Source organism: Lacimicrobium alkaliphilum (genome assembly GCF_001466725.1).
Lineage (GTDB): Bacteria > Pseudomonadota > Gammaproteobacteria > Enterobacterales > Alteromonadaceae > Lacimicrobium > Lacimicrobium alkaliphilum_B.
The window spans coordinates 2,577,678-2,596,136 of the sequence record NZ_CP013650.1 but is presented as its reverse complement, the minus strand read 5'-3'; the positions used below and the strand labels follow the sequence as shown (position 1 = coordinate 2,596,136).

The 18,459-nt window shown below is 49.7% G+C and carries 12 protein-coding genes; 9 read left to right on the top strand and 3 right to left on the bottom strand.

What is annotated here, in order from left to right; translation table 11 throughout:
• Position 1: 1 nt before the first annotated feature.
• Positions 2-727 carry a glycosyltransferase family 2 protein gene (locus tag AT746_RS11755; protein WP_062480535.1) on the bottom strand — a complete coding sequence of 242 codons (726 nt, stop codon included), beginning with the start codon at positions 725-727 and terminating at the stop codon, positions 2-4.
• 111 nt (positions 728-838) lie between these two features.
• Between AT746_RS11755 and AT746_RS11750 the strand changes: the two genes are divergently transcribed.
• Both AT746_RS11750 and AT746_RS11745 read left to right on the top strand, forming a co-directional pair.
• A complete protein-coding gene (locus AT746_RS11750) occupies positions 839-1,816 on the top strand; it encodes an NAD-dependent epimerase/dehydratase family protein (protein ID WP_062484170.1) in 978 nt (325 codons plus the stop codon).
• Positions 1,817-1,950: 134 nt separating this feature from the next.
• On the top strand, positions 1,951-3,558 hold the full coding sequence (locus tag AT746_RS11745; RefSeq protein WP_062480533.1) for an ABC-F family ATPase: 1,608 nt from the start codon (positions 1,951-1,953) through the stop codon (positions 3,556-3,558).
• Between the two features lie 230 nt (positions 3,559-3,788).
• Here AT746_RS11745 and AT746_RS11740 read toward each other — a convergent pair whose 3' ends face one another.
• The gene (locus AT746_RS11740) at positions 3,789-4,676 is read right to left on the bottom strand and encodes a cation diffusion facilitator family transporter (protein ID WP_062480531.1); all 888 of its coding nucleotides are present in this window, start codon (positions 4,674-4,676) and stop codon (positions 3,789-3,791) included.
• Positions 4,677-4,811: 135 nt separating this feature from the next.
• Between AT746_RS11740 and AT746_RS11735 the strand changes: the two genes are divergently transcribed.
• The 6 genes from AT746_RS11735 (at position 4,812) to AT746_RS11715 (ending at position 15,333) form a co-directional block, all read left to right on the top strand.
• A complete protein-coding gene (locus AT746_RS11735) occupies positions 4,812-6,011 on the top strand; it encodes a hypothetical protein (RefSeq protein WP_231730927.1) in 1,200 nt (399 codons plus the stop codon).
• Entirely contained in the window at positions 5,984-6,529 is a 546-nt protein-coding gene (locus AT746_RS20070; protein WP_231730926.1) for a Na+/H+ antiporter NhaC family protein, read from the top strand. Before AT746_RS11735 ends, AT746_RS20070 begins: the two co-directional genes overlap by 28 nt.
• A 322-nt stretch (positions 6,530-6,851) precedes the next feature.
• Complete coding sequence (locus tag AT746_RS11730) at positions 6,852-9,452, top strand: TonB-dependent receptor plug domain-containing protein (protein WP_062480528.1); 2,601 nt, start codon at positions 6,852-6,854, stop codon at positions 9,450-9,452.
• A gap of 302 nt (positions 9,453-9,754) precedes the next feature.
• Complete coding sequence (locus tag AT746_RS11725) at positions 9,755-12,409, top strand: PKD domain-containing protein (RefSeq protein ID WP_062480526.1); 2,655 nt, start codon at positions 9,755-9,757, stop codon at positions 12,407-12,409.
• Positions 12,410-12,580: 171 nt separating this feature from the next.
• Complete coding sequence (locus AT746_RS11720) at positions 12,581-14,419, top strand: GNAT family N-acetyltransferase (RefSeq protein WP_062480524.1); 1,839 nt, start codon at positions 12,581-12,583, stop codon at positions 14,417-14,419.
• Entirely contained in the window at positions 14,416-15,333 is a 918-nt protein-coding gene (locus AT746_RS11715) for a histone deacetylase family protein (protein WP_062480522.1), read from the top strand. Before AT746_RS11720 ends, AT746_RS11715 begins: the two co-directional genes overlap by 4 nt.
• A 207-nt stretch (positions 15,334-15,540) precedes the next feature.
• Here AT746_RS11715 and AT746_RS11710 read toward each other — a convergent pair whose 3' ends face one another.
• Positions 15,541-17,373 (bottom strand): M2 family metallopeptidase, encoded by a 1,833-nt coding sequence (locus AT746_RS11710; protein ID WP_062480519.1) that lies wholly within the window; start codon positions 17,371-17,373, stop codon positions 15,541-15,543.
• A gap of 414 nt (positions 17,374-17,787) precedes the next feature.
• On the opposite strand from AT746_RS11710, the gene AT746_RS11705 reads away from it, so the two are divergent.
• On the top strand, positions 17,788-18,456 hold the full coding sequence (locus AT746_RS11705) for a TetR/AcrR family transcriptional regulator (protein WP_062480517.1): 669 nt from the start codon (positions 17,788-17,790) through the stop codon (positions 18,454-18,456).
• Positions 18,457-18,459 lie beyond the last annotated feature (3 nt).

Sequence of the window (18,459 nt, the reverse complement as noted above, 5' to 3'; positions counted from 1 at the left end):
CTCAGTGCTCTTCGACGTCAACGGGCAGGCGATTGCGTTTTTGTAGCCAGATCACACCGAGCATATCGATAACACCGGCCCAGGCCCGGTTCAGCATAGTGTATTTGGAGACGCCTGCATGCCTGGCTCTGTGATTGACTTCGACAATTCGGATAATGCCGCCACTGCGTTTAATCAGGGCTGGTAAGAAACGGTGCATATGATCGAAGTAGGGCAGTTTCATAAAGGTTGAGCGCGGGAATATTTTCAGCCCACAGCCGGTATCCGGCGTATCATCTTTTAGCAAGGAGCTGCGAATGCTATTGGCGATGCGGCTCTGTAGCAGCTTCCAGTGACTATCATGGCGACATTTTCGATAACCGGTAATGCAAAAATCCTGTCGGGGATGGAATGAGTCGGCCTGTTCCAGCAAGCGGGGGATATCAGCCGGATCATTCTGGCCATCGCCATCGAGGGTGGCGATGAGTTCGCCTTTTGCCAAACGCACACCATTGTAGATGGCGGTACTCTGCCCGGTTGAGTGCGGATGCTGAAGAATGCGGATGATGGTTGCAAACTGCTGTTGAGCCAGTTGCAGTTTATTAAAGGTCTGGTCATCGCTGCCATCATCGACCACGATGATTTCAAATTCCCTCTGGTGAGTGAGGGCAGTAATAATCTCTTCGATCAACTTAAGAACATTATCCTGTTCGTTTTTAGCCGGAATAACCACTGAGAGCTTTAGCATGAAGGCAACAGATTTGCTTCTGGAATAGGGTAAACATAACGTTGGTTGCTTAAGGCAGCCTTAAGCTTACCTTTGCAAACTGTGACTCTGGTCTTTTCAGAGTTAAACAACATGCGGATTCTGGTCACCGGTGTTGCAGGGTTTATCGGCAGCTATGTTGCCCGCCAACTATGTCAGCACGGCGTTGAAGTTATCGGGATCGATAATCTGAATCACTACTACAGCCCGAAGCTTAAACAAGACCGACTGGCGACATTGGCAGGGTTTCAGCAATTTACCTTCTACCCCCTTGATATTGCTGAGCGTGACGGGCTGAATGCCCTGTTCAGAGATTATGCCTTTACCCGGGTGATCCATCTGGCCGCGCAGGCCGGGGTGCGTTATTCCATCGACAACCCCCAGAGCTATACAGAATCCAATCTGGTTGGTTTTATGAACATTCTGGAGGCGTGTCGGCATCATCATATTGAGCATCTGGTGTTTGCCTCATCAAGCTCGGTATATGGCAATCAGCAAAAGGTGCCCTTTTGTGAAACGGACGTCACTGACCACCCCATCTCCTTATATGCGGCTACTAAAAAATCTAACGAGTTACTGGCCTACAGTTATAGTCATCTCTATCAGTTACCGGTAACCGGGCTGCGTTTTTTTACGGTATATGGTCCCTGGGGACGGCCGGATATGGCGCCGTGGCTGTTTACCCAGGCAATTCTGGCGGGGACGCCTATCAAGGTGTTTAATCATGGTCAGTTGCAGCGGGATTTTACCTTTATTGATGACATTGTCAGTGGGATCGGCGAAATTCAGGCTATTGCTCCTGTCCCAATGGGTGCAGAGCCACCCTATGCTATTTATAACATCGGTAATAACCAGCCGGTAAAGCTGCTCGACTTTATTGCCTGTATTGAGAAGGCCTGTGGCGTGCAGGCCAATCTTGAGATGTTACCCATGCAGCCTGGCGATGTGTATCAAACTTGTGCGGATATCACCGCCTTGCAACAAAAGACTGGTTTTCTGCCCCAAACCCGATTGGAAAAGGGTATAGGGGAGTTTGTTAATTGGTACCGGCGCTACGCTGATGAGATGTAGATAAGAGGTTGTTTGCAGTAAACGCCGATTCATCGTCTTATGCAGACAAACCCGGGTAAACAGGGTACACTGCGCGCCGTTTAATTTCTGTGTTCGTGTCGTTTACACCTACCCCTGTTCCACTTAAGGCTATTATGATTTCCACCGCAAATATCACCATGCAATTTGGCGCTAAGCCGCTGTTTGAAAATATCTCCGTTAAATTTGGCGAAGGCAATCGCTATGGCCTGATTGGCGCTAATGGCTGTGGAAAATCGACCCTGATGAAGATCCTGGCTGGCAAGCTGGAACCCTCAGCCGGGCAGGTGATGCTGGACAGTAACGACAGGGTCGGTGTACTGGGGCAGGACCAGTTTGCCTATGAGCAATACAGTGTTGTGGACACCGTGATCATGGGCCACAAAGAATTGTGGCAGGTCAAACAGGAAAGGGATCGTATCTATTCGCTGCCGGAAATGAGCGAAGAGGACGGCATGCGGGTTGCGGACCTGGAAACCGAGTTTGCCGAGATGGACGGTTATACCGCCGAGTCTCGTGCCGGGGAGCTGTTGCTGGGGCTGGATATTCCGGTTGAGCAGCATTTTGGCCCTATGAGCGAAGTGGCGCCCGGCTGGAAACTCAGGGTGTTACTGGCTCAGGTGCTGTTTGCCGAACCTGATATCATGCTGCTGGATGAGCCCACCAACAACCTGGATATTAACTCTATCCGCTGGCTGGAACAGGTGCTGTCTCAGCGCCAGGCCACCATGATCATTATTTCTCACGATCGCCACTTTCTTAATCAGGTCTGTACCCATATGGCGGATCTGGATTATGGCGAACTGCGCCTGTATCCGGGCAACTATGATGAGTATATGACGGCAGCAACGCAGGCCCGTGAGCAGTTACTGAATGAAAATGCCCGTAAGAAAGAAAAGATTGCTGAGTTGCAGACCTTTGTCAGCCGTTTCTCTGCCAATGCGTCCAAGGCCAAACAGGCCACATCAAGAGCGCGGCAAATCGATAAGATTGAACTGGCTGAGGTAAAGGCCTCGAGCCGGGTCAGCCCCTTTATCCGTTTTAATCAGCATAAGAAGCTGTATCGCAATGCACTGGAACTGGAACAGCTCAGCAGTGGGTATACTAATCCGCTGTTCAGTGATCTGAATCTGATGCTCGAAGTGGGTGAGAAGGTGGCCGTGATTGGCCCTAACGGTATTGGTAAAACCACCTTGCTGAAAACCCTGATGGGCCAGCTGACGCCGAAGTCCGGTATGGTGAAATGGTCAGAAAATGCCAGTATTGGCTACTATGCGCAGGATCACAGTGCGGATTTTGCCGAGGATATGACGGTGTTTGAATGGATGAGCCAGTGGAAAAATGCCAATGACGACGAGCAGACCATTCGCGGCATTCTCGGTCGTATGCTGTTCTCTCAGGATGACATTAAAAAGTCGGTAAAAGCCTTATCCGGTGGTGAAAAGGGCCGTATGCTGTTTGGCAAGCTGATTAACCAGCAGCCTAATGTGCTGGTGATGGATGAGCCTACTAACCACCTGGATATGGAATCTATTGAGGCACTGAATCTGGCGCTGGAAAACTACCAGGGTACCCTGATTTTCGTGTCCCATGATCGCGAGTTTGTCTCCTCCCTGGCCACCCGCGTGCTGGATATGACCAGCGATGGCATCGTAGATTTTCAGGGGCCCTATGAAGAATACCTGCGCGCCTGTGAACAAAAAGCCAGGGCCAGCACGGCCTGAGTCTGATAAAAGGTGATGTTGTTGTAATTGAGAACCCTCCACAGCAGGGATGCTGTGGTGGAGCTTCCAGGGGTGACCTGAAACCGAAGCGCAGCTTCGCAGTTCAGAGAACGATATGTCAGGGATGACATGGCTGGGCTCTGAGCGAAGCAGGACAGTGCAGCGTAAGAGGATTTACAGCGTGTTATCAATTACAACAGCATCGCCTGGCGCAGGTTCAACCGGGGTTCTCAATGGCTGATATCCCGGCAGGCCTCTTCGGGTAGCTCGATTTCAATAGTGGTGTGGGCCAGTTCAAAATCAGCGAGGCTGTCACTGACTTGCTGCTTAAGCTGCTGATATTGCATCGCGGTCAGGGGCGCTTCACTGACCAGATGCACGGTCAGTACATGTTTCTCACCGTCCAGTGACCACAGATGCAGGTGGTGAGCGTCGTTGACACTGTCCAGATCAAGTAACGTATGGCGGATTTTTTTTAGCAGTTCAGGATCTGGAGTACGCTGCAAAAACAGGCCCATGCTGGTATAGGTATGGCGCAACACGTTCACCAGAATAAACAGACTGAATCCAATCGCCAGAATCGGGTCGAGAATCGGCCATTCCACTAACATCATTATCAGGCTGACGATCAGTACCGCCACCCATCCAAACATATCTTCAAGCAGATGCCAGTTAAGGATCTTTTCATTCTGGGTTTTGCCACCGTGCAACTTCCAGGCGGCATAACCATTGACACCAATGCCCAGTAAAGAGAGTGCAAACATGCCAGAAGCATGAGGCATTTCTGGTGCCCATAGCCTGGGAATGGCTTCAGATAACACCCAGATGGTGCCGCCAATCAGGACCACACCATTGAGCACTGCTGATAATAACGATAACCGCTTAAATCCATAGGTGAAATGATGGTCAGCCGGTTTATCAGACAGTTTACTCGCCAGCCACGCCAGCCCTATGGACAACGCATCGCCAAGATCATGTACTGCATCGGCCATAATGGCCGTACTGTTGGTCAACAGCCCACCGATAAATTCGATGATGGAAAAGCCCAGATTGAGAAAAAATGCCGTGGCAATGCGATCCTGTGGCGGTGTGTGATGGTGATGATGGTGGTCGTGCATTTTGCCTGACTGGTTATTTAACGCTATGCCTCAGACTAACCCGAACAGGGTATGGGGACAATATGTCAGCCTCGCTTTTTACCCGTAATTAATGCTATTTTATCTTTCTTTTCATACTTTTAGCGGAGCTGTATTGTGTCTCGCAACGCCTTTACCTGGATTTTATTGCTGCTTGGCTGTGTTGGTGCACTGTTAGCTCATCAATACCAGAGCCCACAGTGGAAAGAGCAGAGCTATCTGTATGAAACCTTCGAAACCGCTGACGGCAAACTCAAATACCGGCATCAGGGCGAAGAAATACTGATTGAAAAGCTGGTGGACTACGAGGACTCTGTGCTCAGGCAAGCCGCGCTGGATCAGCTTGAGGGCGACCCTGAACTGACCCGCCAATGGGTTAAAAAACCTGATGGTGAGATCGTGTTGCTTAAAACCGATTACCATTATGGCGCCTGGTCATTATTACCGGCCTTTATCACCATAGCCCTGTGCCTGATCTGTCGTGAGCCTATTATTGCTTTACTCGGTGGTATTGTCTGTGGCGCTTTTCTGATGGGGCAACTGGATATTATCGACAAGGTATTGATCCCGAGTCTGGGTACTGAGAGCGCCGCAGCTATTCTGATTCTATATTTGTGGCTGCTGGGCGGGCTGACCGGCATCTGGGCTAAAACCGGTGCCGCTCAGGCTTTTGCCGAAAGCATGACCAGACACTTTGTACGTGGGCCCAGAAGCGCCAAAGTGGTGACCTGGATGCTGGGTATTCTGTTCTTTCAGGGCGGCACTATCAGTACCGTTTTAGTCGGTACAACCGTGCGGCCCATCGCCGATAAAGCCGGCGTCAGCCATGAAGAGCTCAGCTATGTGGTGGACTCTACCGCATCACCCATAGCCGTGTTTCTGGCTTTTAATGCCTGGCCGGCTTATGTACAGGCCTTTATTTTTGTGCCGGGGGTAGCCTTTCTGGCTACCGAAGCCGATCGCATCGCTTTTTTCTTTTCCAGTGTGCCTTTAAGTTTTTACGCCATATTGGCGGTGTTCGGTACCTTTCTGCTGGCCATGAATATTCTGACCTTCTCCGGCTCGCGGCTTAAAAAAGCCAACCATCGGGCTGCAAAAACCGGGCAGCTCGATGCACCACAAGCCCGGCCCATGAGTTCAGGAGAGATTCACCGGGCCCATGTACCTGAACACTACCGTTCTAATCAGTGGGAATTTATTTTGCCGCTCGTGACACTGTTGGGGATCGCGGTAGGCAGCTTTGTGTTTTTAGGTACACCAAAAGTTAACTGGGCCTTTGGGCGGCCCTGGTGCTGGCTGCGACCATTGCTCTGGTGAAGGGCATGTCGCTGGAGGATCTGCTGGATGGTTTCGGCGATGGCTGGAAAAGCGTGGTGGTGGCCTCAGTGGTACTGATGCTGGCTATCACCATCGGTGGTATCAGCAAGGAAGTGGGCGGAGGGCTTTATCTTATCGACTTACTCGGTGAGCGATTGCCATTCTGGCTACTGCCGGTCACTTTACAGCTGATTACCATGATTATTGCCTTTTCCACCGGCACCAGTTGGGGCACGTATGCTATTGCCTTCCCGCTGGCTATGCCACTGGCCTGGGTGATCGCGGTGGATCAGCAACTGGCTAATCCCGAGCTGTTTATGATGGTGTGTTTCGCGACGGTGCTAAACGGCAGTGTTTATGGCGATCAGTGCTCACCCATATCTGATTCCACCATACTCAGCTCTATGACCACCGGTTGTGATCTGATGGATCATGTGAAGTCTCAGCTTTATCCCGCCACCCTGGCCGCGAGCGTTGCCGGGCTGTTATGGACAGCCGTTGCCATCTATAGCCTGTAACTATATCTGTATGCTTTCAAAAGAAATTTCTCCTTTCTCTTGTCTTGTATCGTTTAAGTCGATATGTTGTAGCGGCGAGTGGTGCTTTTTGTGAGATAAATGGAGCATTCCTGAAGCCAGCTGGCTAAGCTTTTCAAATATAAGTGTAGCTACCGGTGACGGTTTTCATCACGCAAACTGTACTTTCGTACTATAACAATAAGGCATTGTTTCATCAGACAAACCGATAAGAGTTTGCGGTGCAATGTCATAAAATGCGGTACGGTTGTTCATTAAGACTGGCCGTACCAACGATATAAAAACGACAAGTTGGAGAAGGTCAATGCCTACCCAAATCACACATCTGTCTAAAAGCATCAAGTATGCCCTCACATCAGCAGCAGCGGTCAGTCTGGCCGTAAGTTTAAACGTATCGGCGCAGGAAGATGAAACCAGCGCCGAAGAAACAGGACCCGTAGAGAAAATCGCCATCGTCGGTACGCGCTCCGCACCGCGTTCTGTAGGTGATTCTGCGGTTCCTCTGGATATTATCGGCGCGGAAGAGTTTGCCGCACAGGGCTCTACCGATATGATGTCGATGATGAGCACCGTGGTGCCCTCGTTCAACGTTAATGATCAGCCCATTAATGATGCCTCTACACTGGTACGCCCGGCTAACCTGCGCGGTCTGGCCTCGGATCATACCCTGGTACTGGTTAACGGTAAGCGCCGCCATCGCAGCGCAGTAATTACCTTCCTTGGCGGCAGCTTGTCAGATGGCGCCCAGGGCCCGGATATTTCTAATATCCCCGCAGTTGCACTGAAACAGGTTGAAGTTCTGCGTGATGGCGCGGCTGCACAATACGGCTCTGATGCCATCGCCGGGGTAATCAACTTTGTGCTTAAAGATGATAGTGACGGTGGCATGATCGAAGCACGCTGGGGCGAAACCATGGAAGGTGACGGTGATACCCTTCAGGTGGCTGGTAATATTGGCCTGCCGCTGAGTGATGATGGTTTTGCCAATTTCTCTATGGAATACCGTGAGGCTGATCCCACCAGCCGCAGTGTGCAGCGTGATGATGCGGCTGCCCTGGCCGCTGCAGGTAACCCCGATATTGAGAATCCGGCACAAATCTGGGGTACTCCTGAAATCAAATATGATTTCAAACTGGTAGGCAATTTTGGTCTGGATTTGGGCAACGATAAAGAAGCCTATATGTTTACCAACTGGGCTGACCGCGAGATTGAAGGCGGCTTTTACTACCGTAATCCCCATACCCGTGGTGGTGTGTTCTCCAATGATGGTGGTGAAACCCTGTTAGTAGGTGATTTAGATGGAGTCGGGCAGGGTATAGAGTGTCCGGGTGTGAGCATCACCGACGGCAATGTGCTGGATGATGCTGATTACGCAATAATCGCAGACAACAGTACCGCAGTGGGTGCCAATTGCTGGGCCTTTAACGAGATGTTTCCTGGCGGCTTTACGCCGCGTTTTGGTGGCATAGTCACCGACGCCTCTATCGTAATGGGTACCAAAGGTTACACTGAAAGTGAATGGTTCTACGATATCAGCATTGGTATGGGTTACTCGCAAATTGAGTATAAGATTAAAAACACCCTTAACCCGTCTCTGGGGCCGGATACCCCCACAGAGTTTGCGCCTGGTACCGCCAGCCAGCTGGATAAGAACTTTAACCTCGACGTGTCCAAAGAATTTGAATTCGATGGTCTGTATGAACCACTGGCATTTGCCGCCGGTATTGAGTACCGCCGTGAAACCTTTAAACAGGAAGCGGGCGATCCGGCATCCTTTGCAGTGGGACCGCTGGCCTTTGACCCGGCCACGGGCACTTCTCAGGGCTTTGGTATAGGTTCTAACGGCTTCCCTGGTATCAAACCAGAGGCCGCTGGTGAATGGAGCCGTGGGAACTGGGCGGGTTATGTTGATGTTGAAGCCTATATGACGGAAAATCTGATGATCGGTGCCGCAGCCCGCTATGAGGACTTTACCGACTTTGGTTCCACCTTTAACGGTAAGTTATCGGCCCGTTTGCAGATGACCGACACCTTCGCCCTGCGTGGCGCAGTAAGCACCGGCTTTAAGGCACCCACAGTTGGTCAGAGCAACGTCATCAACGTGACCACCGCCTTTGTCGGCACCCAATTACAGGATCAGGCCCTGTTGCCCCCCACTAACCCCATTGCTGCGCTGAAAGGCGGTGAGCCGCTGGAGCCGGAAGACTCTGTGGCCTACAGTTTTGGCCTGGTTGGTGAGTTTGAAAATGGCTTGTACCTGACTATCGATTACTTCAATGTTGAGGTGACTGATCGTTTAAGCCGTACTTCAGCCATTCCGCTGACTCCTGAAGATATTGAGGCATTGCTGGATCAGGGTATTCGTGATGCGACCAGTTTCAGCAGCGTGGTGTACTTTACCAATGACTTCGATACCACTACCCAGGGTATTGATGTGGTCATGAACTACAGCAACGAAGTGTTCGGCGGTGATATGAAATACTCACTGGCTTACAACTGGACAGACACCACGGTGGATGATTTCAACCCTGATAACATCAACCTGGCTAAGGTAGAAATGCTTGAAGACAACCTGCCAGCACACCGCGCCACCTATACCATGAACTACTCTAAAGAAGATTTCAGAGCACTGATGCGCCTGAATTACTTCGGTGATTATTATGAAGATCATGTGGATGCCGGTGGTGGCCTGGATATCTATCCCGGTGCTGAGCTGACGGTGGATCTGGAACTGGGGTATTTCCTTACCGATGACTTCCAGATTGCCGGTGGTGCCAAGAACCTGTTCGACAATGAACCGGATCTGAACCCCTTCGCTGGTGTGGTAGGGTCGAAATTCCCCACCACCTCGCCAATGGGGATTAATGGTGGCTTCTATTACATCAGAGGTGTGTACACCTTCTAAGCTAATACGTTGATAGTGAAAGCAAAAGCCGCTGCCTGCCAGGACAGCGGCTTTTTTTGTGTTTCTTTCTGCGGACTGTCGGCTTTTTTCAACGGAAGTGTTAGTGATACAGGTTAACGCTCAGGCAATCTTGACATAGGCCAGACCTCTCTTTTCCAGGTTTCTGTTCTATGTTGTGCTTGATTGAACAACAGAACTATAGATAATGGCTATGGCTTTCAGTTTCGAGAGCATGGATTAAATCAGAAAGGATGCACTTAAGTTATTGTTTGTATCCTGTGTAGTTTGAGGTGATACAAATAATGAAGAATAAAATCGCCAGTCTGGCATTGTTATTATTGATTTCCGCTTGCGGCGGTTCCGGCGGCTCTTCTTCGTCCTCTCAGCAATCGTCTTTGCCACCCGCTAATCAGGCTCCGACTCTATCCACCACTAACATTTCTGCCACCGAAGGCGAGGAGATCACTCTTACGGTGTCAGCAAATGACAGTGATGGTCAGATTGCTGAATATAAGTGGCAGCAACTCTCCGGCCCGGCCATAGAATTTGAGCAGCCTGGCAGTGCAGAGTTGACGATAGCTGTTCCTGAGGTGTCAGGAACTGAAACCCTTGTGTTTGAGCTGCAAGTGACGGATGACGATGGGGCTACTGCCAGTGTGCAGATAACACTAACAGCTAACGCAAATGCTCCACCTGAAGTGACCATTGAAGGACTCACGGCCGCCGAAGCATCCAGTCATAGCGTAGAGGCTGTTGCAACAGACGCTGAAGGCAGTGTCGTCAGTTATGTATGGGAGCAGGTTAGCGGTCCGGCAGTGACAGATCTTAAGGTTAATGATCACGTGTTAAGTTTTGTGACGCCCTCTGTCACTGAAGATACTGAACTTGGTTTTAAGGTAACGGTGACGGACAACCAGGGGGATTTTACTGAGCACGAGTTTAATGTGCTGGTTAATGCGTTTAAGTACGAGTTTGAACTGACCGGTGAATTACCTGAGTCTCTTTTTGCAGGGGCGTTGCTAACCCTGACTGTGGGGAATGAGGTAACCGAGTTTAATGCCGATATGACAGGCAATTTCAGTTTGCCGTTAAGCGTTGATGCGGACCAGGGCGTTGAAATGATGGCATTGGTCGCTCGTTCTGTAGAAAACGAGAATATGGCGTTAAGTGCCATACTTGGCACAGTCGCGCAGGTGGAAGCAGAAAGTATACAGCAAGAAGAGGGCTTTGCGCGTTACAACGCCAGAATCGATCATATCAGTACTGCCGTGCACGGTTTGTTTGATATGCAGGCACAGAGAATTCCGGAACCTGATATCGCAGCGCTTTCTGGTGAAGCTAAACTGGCTGAGGTCAGTGCAAAGATGGCCGTTGTCGACATTGCGGATACGGCGCTGATGATAAAACTGATTCTGGATAATGCAGAGTCAGAGAACCTGTCTTACCTGGATATTCAAATGGGTGATGTGCTTGCTCATGCCCGGGATAAACTGTTTACGGATAGATTTCTGGATAGAGTTAAGCGAAACCATACTGTGGTTTACTATCAAGCCGAGTCGGAACTTTTTGTCACAGCCGAACCAGCCGTTCAAACTGGTGATGAAACGTTATTTTTATATGACAATGAGGTGACTGAGAAGTCTTCCATTTCCGTTGCTTACTCCGCTCTAGGTGGGCGTTTAGTTTTTGATAATGCAGGTAATGGTGCGTTTTCTTTTAGCGAAGGCCATATTGATTTTACGTGGCAGCAAACTGAGCATGGTTTGCAGCTTGTTCTTATACCAGAACAGAAAACAGATGAAGATTACTGTGCGGAAATGGACTTAGGTCTTCATTCGTCATTACCCTGCGAGGTATTCTACAGTGATCTGATCGTTAAGGCTGTAAGTCTGCCAGGCGGCGAGCAGGTTTTATTGATTACTCAGACTAATGAGGAAAAGCTGTTCGGCGGCTATGGTGATAGCGAATTCAAGGTTCAATATCGTCCGGAAACTTATAGTCTGAGGTTTATTAACAATAATCAACTGCTTGGATTAGATAGGGCGATACAACTCGATAAGGAGTTTGTTGTTACTTTGCCTGAGCTTTCGGTTCCCTTTGTCAATCCTGATCTCCTATGGGGTAGAGAAACTGCCAGCTATAAAAGTATCGGCCTGAAGTTTTCTGGTAACTGGCAGGATGGAGGACAGCTAGAGGCTCTTTATCCTCTTGTCGATGCAGAGGGAAGTGTTAGCAACACTATAGTAAGTGGGGATTGGGTTCCGACAACAGATGGTACTGTGTCAATTACTCTGGATGACGATACGATTTTTGGCTCTGCCAATATTGGTTTTTTGCAGGTGCCGAATGGCAAATTGCAGGTAAATATAAAATTATACCGTGCTGGTAAAGCATATGCTGGCACAGGCTGGGCTGTTACCAATAATTTTGATGATAGCGCACTGACGGTGGAGAATATCGCGGGTATTTATTCGTCACCGATGTATAGGTATAGGCAAGATCCATTTGAAAAGTTCTGGGTTGAACTGAACATAGATGGCTCTGCAAAGACATCTTGGAGCAGAGATAGTAATGAAGATGGCGAGTTGTCGGCAGATGAAATAATAGACATGCCAGGCTATTGGCAAATTAATGATAATAAGCAAGTTTTGATACGGCGTTATCAATATGTCTGGGGTAGTCCTGATGGGCAGTTTTGTAAACCCCTGTCATTTGAATCTGTGGCTGGCGATAACTGCATTTTTTATCATGAGAGAGTCTGGGATATGATTGCGATGGAATATGGTGATCTTCAAAACAAAGCTGGCATTTTTCTTGCTCAACAGCATAGATACTTTAACGACAGTCATATTTACGGTGAAGATGAGTATCAGGGAGAAGATCGGCTGACTCTGTTTGATTTTCTGGCTACCCGATGGGAAAAAGTCCTTCAGCCACCTGTACAAGTCTCTGATTGACAATAAGAAAGTACTGAGATGTGAAAGCAAAAGCCGCTGCCTGGAAAGACAGCGGCTTTTTTATTGAGGCATTGAGACTTATCGGTAATCCGGCTGCAACGCTGGGTATACTGTTGTGCATAGGGAGGATATGATCAGACTTCCGTGGGATTCAGGAGCTCAGACAGCTTTATGTATGTTGCGTTGCCAAATCGTCCCGACTGGCCGGCACTGATTAAATCCGGCAGCCGGGTATTTCTCGGCTCTAATGCCGGGGTGCCAAACGGTTTAATAGATGATCTGATCAAAGATAGTCATGGTTTGCATGATATTGAGATTGTCCATACTCTGACTCTGTCCGACAGTCGCTGGGTAGAACCCGAGTACAGTGAACTGTTCAAGGTCAATACCCTGTTTATCGGCAGTGATAAGATTCGACGGGCAGTGGCAGAAGGGCGCGCAGATTATACGCCGTGCTTTTTATCTGAGGTTCACTCGTTATTTGAGCAGGATATTCTGCCTCTGGATGCGGCGTTAATCATGGTCAGTCCACCTGATCAATTCGGCTATTGTTCGCTGGGTGTTGCGGTGGATGTGACCTTGGCGGCGGCACGCAAAGCAAAACGGGTGATAGCCCAGATCAATCCTTTAATGCCCCGTACCAGTGGCCACTCGTTCATTCACGTCAGTGAGCTGGATGCCTGCATTGAACGGCAACAGGCATTGCCGGCCCTGCCTGATTACGAGCCGGATAAAAAAACCGAACGTATCGGCCAATATGTATCGATGTTGGTGGAAGATGGCGCGACCATCCAGCTTGGCGTTGGCAAAATTCCCAATGCCGTATTGCGTTACCTGCACAATCACAAAGACCTGGGGGTCCACAGTGAATTGATTACCGATGGCGTTATCGATTTAATCGCTAAGGGTGTGATCAATAATCGCAATAAAACCTTTCATCCCGGCAAAACGGTTACCAGCTTCTGTCTTGGCAGTCAGAGGTTGTATGACTTTGTGCATAATAATCCCCATGTGGAGTTTTATCCCAGCAGCTATGTGAACTCACCGGTTAACATTGCCCGCAATCATCAAATGGTCGCCATCAACAGTGCACTGGAAGTGGATCTGACCGGACAGGTGGTGGCAGACTCTATTGGCTATCAGTTTTATAGCGGTATAGGTGGTCAGGTGGACTTTATCCGCGGTGCCGCCCTGAGCCCCGGCGGCAAGCCCATTATTGCGCTGCCCTCGACGGCAAAACAGGGAACCATATCGCGTATTGTGCCTACTATTACTCCGGGCAGTGGGGTGGTGACCTCAAGAGGGCATGTGCATTATGTGGTCACTGAGTTTGGGGTAGCCTCATTAAAAGGGCGCAGTATTCGGGAGCGGGCGCTGGAATTAATTCGGGTGGCGCACCCTAAGTTTCGTGCCGAGCTGCTGGAAAAGGTGCGTGAGCATTACTGGGTGCCGCATTATCAGAAGGACTATCCCAGAGAAGTACCGGAGCTTAGTCCGATTAATGTAAAAACCCTGCGTGTTGAGGGCCAGAATTATGATCTGCGTCCATTGAACCCGGCGGATGAGCGGCGTTTGCAGGAGTTTTTCTATTCCCATACTAAAGAAACCCTATATTTAAGGTATAACCATATTCCCACTCAGATGAGTCGTGAAAAATCCTGTGGGCTGGTAAGTGTGGATCAGTCCAGAGACCTGGCCTTGTGTATAGTGAAACAATATGGCTCGGTATCGGAAATCCAGGCGGTTGGTCGGTACTATCTGAGTAATGACGGCCAATCCTGCGAGGTCGCTTTTGTGACCCGTGAGAGCAACAGGGGCAAGGGTATGGCCAAGCAGCTATTGAGCGAAATGGCCAACATAGCGAAACAGCGAGGGGTAAAAATGATGCAGGCTTATGTAAGGGCCGACAATAAAACCATGTTGCGAATTTTCGAAAATGCCAGTTTTGTCCGTGAGCCCACTGAAGAGCCAGGTGAAGTGATGTTGCGCCTGTCGCTGGAGAGCCAATGAGCCTGTTATTTATCAGTCATCCTAAATGCAGTGAGCACGATGTGGGTAATGAGCATCCCGAATGTCCGGAGCGGCTGGATGCAATTAATGATAGGTTGATCGCCTCCGGCATGGAGTTTTCTGTTGTCAGACAGCAGGCCATAGCAGCTGAGCTGACTCAGTTATATCGCGCGCATAGCCCGGAATATGTGGACAGGGTGTTTGCGTTGTCACCGGAGTCAGGCCAGGTCCAGATGGATCCGGATACTCAAATGATGCCGCACAGTCTGGAGGCGGCCTTGTATGCGGCGGGCGCCAATATTCAGGCGGTGGATGCAGTATTATCCGGGGAAATGTCCCAGGCATTTTGTGCGGTGCGTCCGCCAGGGCACCATGCAGAACGGGATAAGGCCATGGGATTTTGTCTGTTTAATAATATTGCCGTGGGTGCCATGCACGCCTTGCATCAGTATGGTCTGCAACGCATTGCTATCGTGGATTTTGATGTGCACCATGGCAATGGCACCGAGGATATCTTTTTTAATGATCAACGGGTGCTTTTTTGTTCCAGCTACGAATATCCCTTCTACCCCTATAATGTCGGGCCTGGCAATGAGCATATACTCAACCTGCCACTACCGGCGGGCACGGATAGTGACGCCTTTCAGCAGGCCATTCAGGATCGCTGGCTGGATAAGCTGGATGCGTTTGCCCCTGAGTTGATTATGATATCTGCCGGTTTTGATGCGCACTTTGAAGATGATATGGCTCACTTTAAGCTGGTGGAAACCGACTATCACTGGATCACCAGTCAGCTTAAGGCGCTGGCCAATAAACATTGCCAGGGACGCATGGTCTCAACGCTTGAGGGGGGCTATGCCCTGAGCGCGCTGGGCCGCAGTGTGATTGTGCACCTTAAGGCAATGTTGGATTAGGGCGTGTTGAGTTTTGGCTCGAATCTTTCGGGCAGAGTCTGTAATGCATTGATACTGGGTTACCCTTCATTCAGAGTAACTACATACACTCTGTCTTGCCTGAATACGCGACAAACTGCTGCAGAAATCAACATCAACATGGATTTCAGGCAATAAAAAGGTCGACGCTATGGCCGACCTTTTCGTTATTTAAAACAGGCTGTCAGTTTAAAAACCGCACTGGCGGCCCTGGTTTTGTTCATCCAGCCAGGTTTTCAGCGGGGCGAAGTAGTCCAGTATTGCGGTGGCGTCCATTTGCGGCGAACCGGTCAGGCTTTCCAGCGCTTCCTGCCAGGGGCGGCTCATGCCCATTTCCAGCATCGCATTCAGGGCCTCACCGGCTTCTTTGCTGCCATAGATAGAGCAGCGGTGGATGGAGCCCTCGTCACCGGCAATTTCACACAGCGCCTTATGGAACTGGAACTGCAGAATATGCGCCAGGAAATAGCGTGTATAAGGCGTGTTGCCCGGCACATGATACTTGGCACCAGGGTCAAAGGCATCGGCGGGGCGATCAATAGGGGCTCTGACACCCTGATATTTCTCGCGCAGCTCCCACCAGACCTTATTGTAATCTTCGGGTTTGACCTCACCGGAGAATACTTTCCAGCGCCACTGATCTACCATCAAGCCGAATGGGATGAAAGCAATCTTATCCAGCGCTACCTGCAACAACATGCCAATATCATTGGACTCATCAGGTATTTCATCAATCAGATCAATCTGCTTCAGGTATTTAGGCGTGATTGACAAGGCGATGGTATCGCCAATGGCTTCATGGAAGCCGTCATTAGCTGAGCCACGGTATAACAAGGGTTGGTCTTTATAGGCACGTTGATAATAGTTATGCCCAAGCTCATGGTGGATAACATTAAACTCTTCCCCGGTTTTCTGGATACACATTTTGATGCGCAGATCGTCTTTATCATCAATATCCCAGGCCGAAGCATGGCAGATGACCTCTCTGTCACGGGGCTTGGTAAATTGAGAACGTTCCCAGAAGGTTTCCGGCAGTTCTTCAAAGCCAAGGGAGCTGAAGAAAGACTCAGCCTGTTTGACCATTTTTATTTCGTCATAATCCTGATCTTTGAGGGCGGCGGTCACATCCGGTACCTTCATCTTTTGCTCAGGTTTTACCAGCTCGTAAATATTGCCCCAGGTCTGTGCCCACATATTGCCCAGCAGGTGCGCCGGAATAGGCAGGTCCTGCGGTACCACATCTGTACCATAATGTTCACCCAGTTTGGCTCGCACGTGACAATGCAGGGCATCATAAAAAGGTTTTACCTGATTCCAGGTCCGGTCCAGTTCAGGGCCGAACTCTTCGGCGGGCATGTCATACTTGCCACGCCACAGTTCACTGGTGTCAGCGAAGCCCAGCTCCTGTGCGCCCTCATTAGCCAGGGTTACCAGCTCTTCATACAAAGGCTTCATGGGCGGGCTGATTTGCCGCCAGCCCTGCCAGATATCCAGCAGTTGTTCGTGATCACGTACTCTGGCCATTTTCGCGGTCATATCGCCCAGGCTCATACATTCGCCCTCTTCGGGGCAATATTTACCCTTGCCGTACATACCATCCAGTTCGGATGACAGTTTGGCCAGACGCTCTGACTTCTCAGAATCGGATGGCGGTGCCAATACAAAGGAATTCACCAGTAGATTTAACTGGCGGCGGGCGTCGGCATCTACCTGTACATCGCTGAATTTCGCGGCTTCTTTGGCCAGTTCTGCCTGCCGCGAAGAGAGCTTTTCGCTTAAATAAGCCGAAACAGCGGCAGTATCCTGATTAATGTAAGTAGCATAAGCCCAGGCGGCCTGGACAGCGGGTAGTTGCAGTTTTTCCAGTTCAGCCTGAGCATCTTTTAGAAAATTGCGCGCGTCTTCTGGTGTCAGCGCCTTGGCGGTGTCTGGTGATTGACTCTCCGGTTGCTGTTGGCAGGCAGATGTTCCCAGTGCCATCGCTACAACCAGGGCTGGTATGGTAAGTTTTTGTCGTTGCATAGTATTCCCTCTTTTTATTATTGGGCTGATGATCGTTGTTATTTCAGCCATTAGCGCCAGTATATCAAGGTACTGAAATAATGGTATCGGATAGGGAAGGGAGAAAAGAGATACAGATAAAAAAAGACCCGGTTTCAAAAAGCGCTAGTGAAATCGGGTCCAGGGAGAGGAAAAAAAGGTATCAACCTTTACTGACTTATATGACCCGTTCAGCTACCGTTCAGTTCCAATAATTTTCACTTGCGCTAAAAAAGCGAATAAAAAACATCAATATCAGCAGCTTACACACCTCTTACCAGTTCTTTCTGTAACAGGATGTAATCAAAAATAACTCAAAGAAATTCAAACGCGCGCTTGAAATTGTGATGATAAGCGTATAAATTCAAACTACTGTTTGAATTGGGTGTTTGATATATGGCGATGGATACCAAAACACAAATCCTTAATGCCGCAGAGCGGCTGTTTGCCGAACATGGTTTCGGCGACACCTCATTGCGGGCAATTACCACCGAGGCTAAAGTGAATCTGGCCTCTGTTAATTACCATTTTGGCTCCAAGAAGCAACTGATTCAGGAGGTGCTGCAGCGCTACCTGAAAGTCTTTATGCCACAGGTGGATCAGCAAGTTAAGGCCTTGCTGGCTGAGCATCCTAAGCCCGGCGTTGATCAGGTTTTTGCCAGCCTGGTAAAGCCATTGCTGTTGCTTAATCAGGTTCGCCCTGATGGTACCGCGCTGTTTGTGCGCCTTTTGGGCCGGGGCTACTCAGAATCCCAGGGGCACCTGCGTAAGTATATTACCTTTCATTATGGGCAAATGCTGAAGAACTTTGTGGATGCGGTGCACCTGGCGGTGCCGGAATTATCTAAAGCCGAGTTGTTCTGGCGTTTGCATTTTGCCATCGGCACCTTTGTGTTCACCATGGCTTCGAGCAAAGCGCTGAGTGAGATTGCGCTGGCCGATTATCAGCAACAAGTTACCGTAGAAGGCATTATCCACCGGTTAATGCCCTATATTTCCGCTGGTGTGGGAGCAAAAGCCCATGCCGGAGCACAGCAGTCAAATCCGGTACTGGAAATTGCATAACCT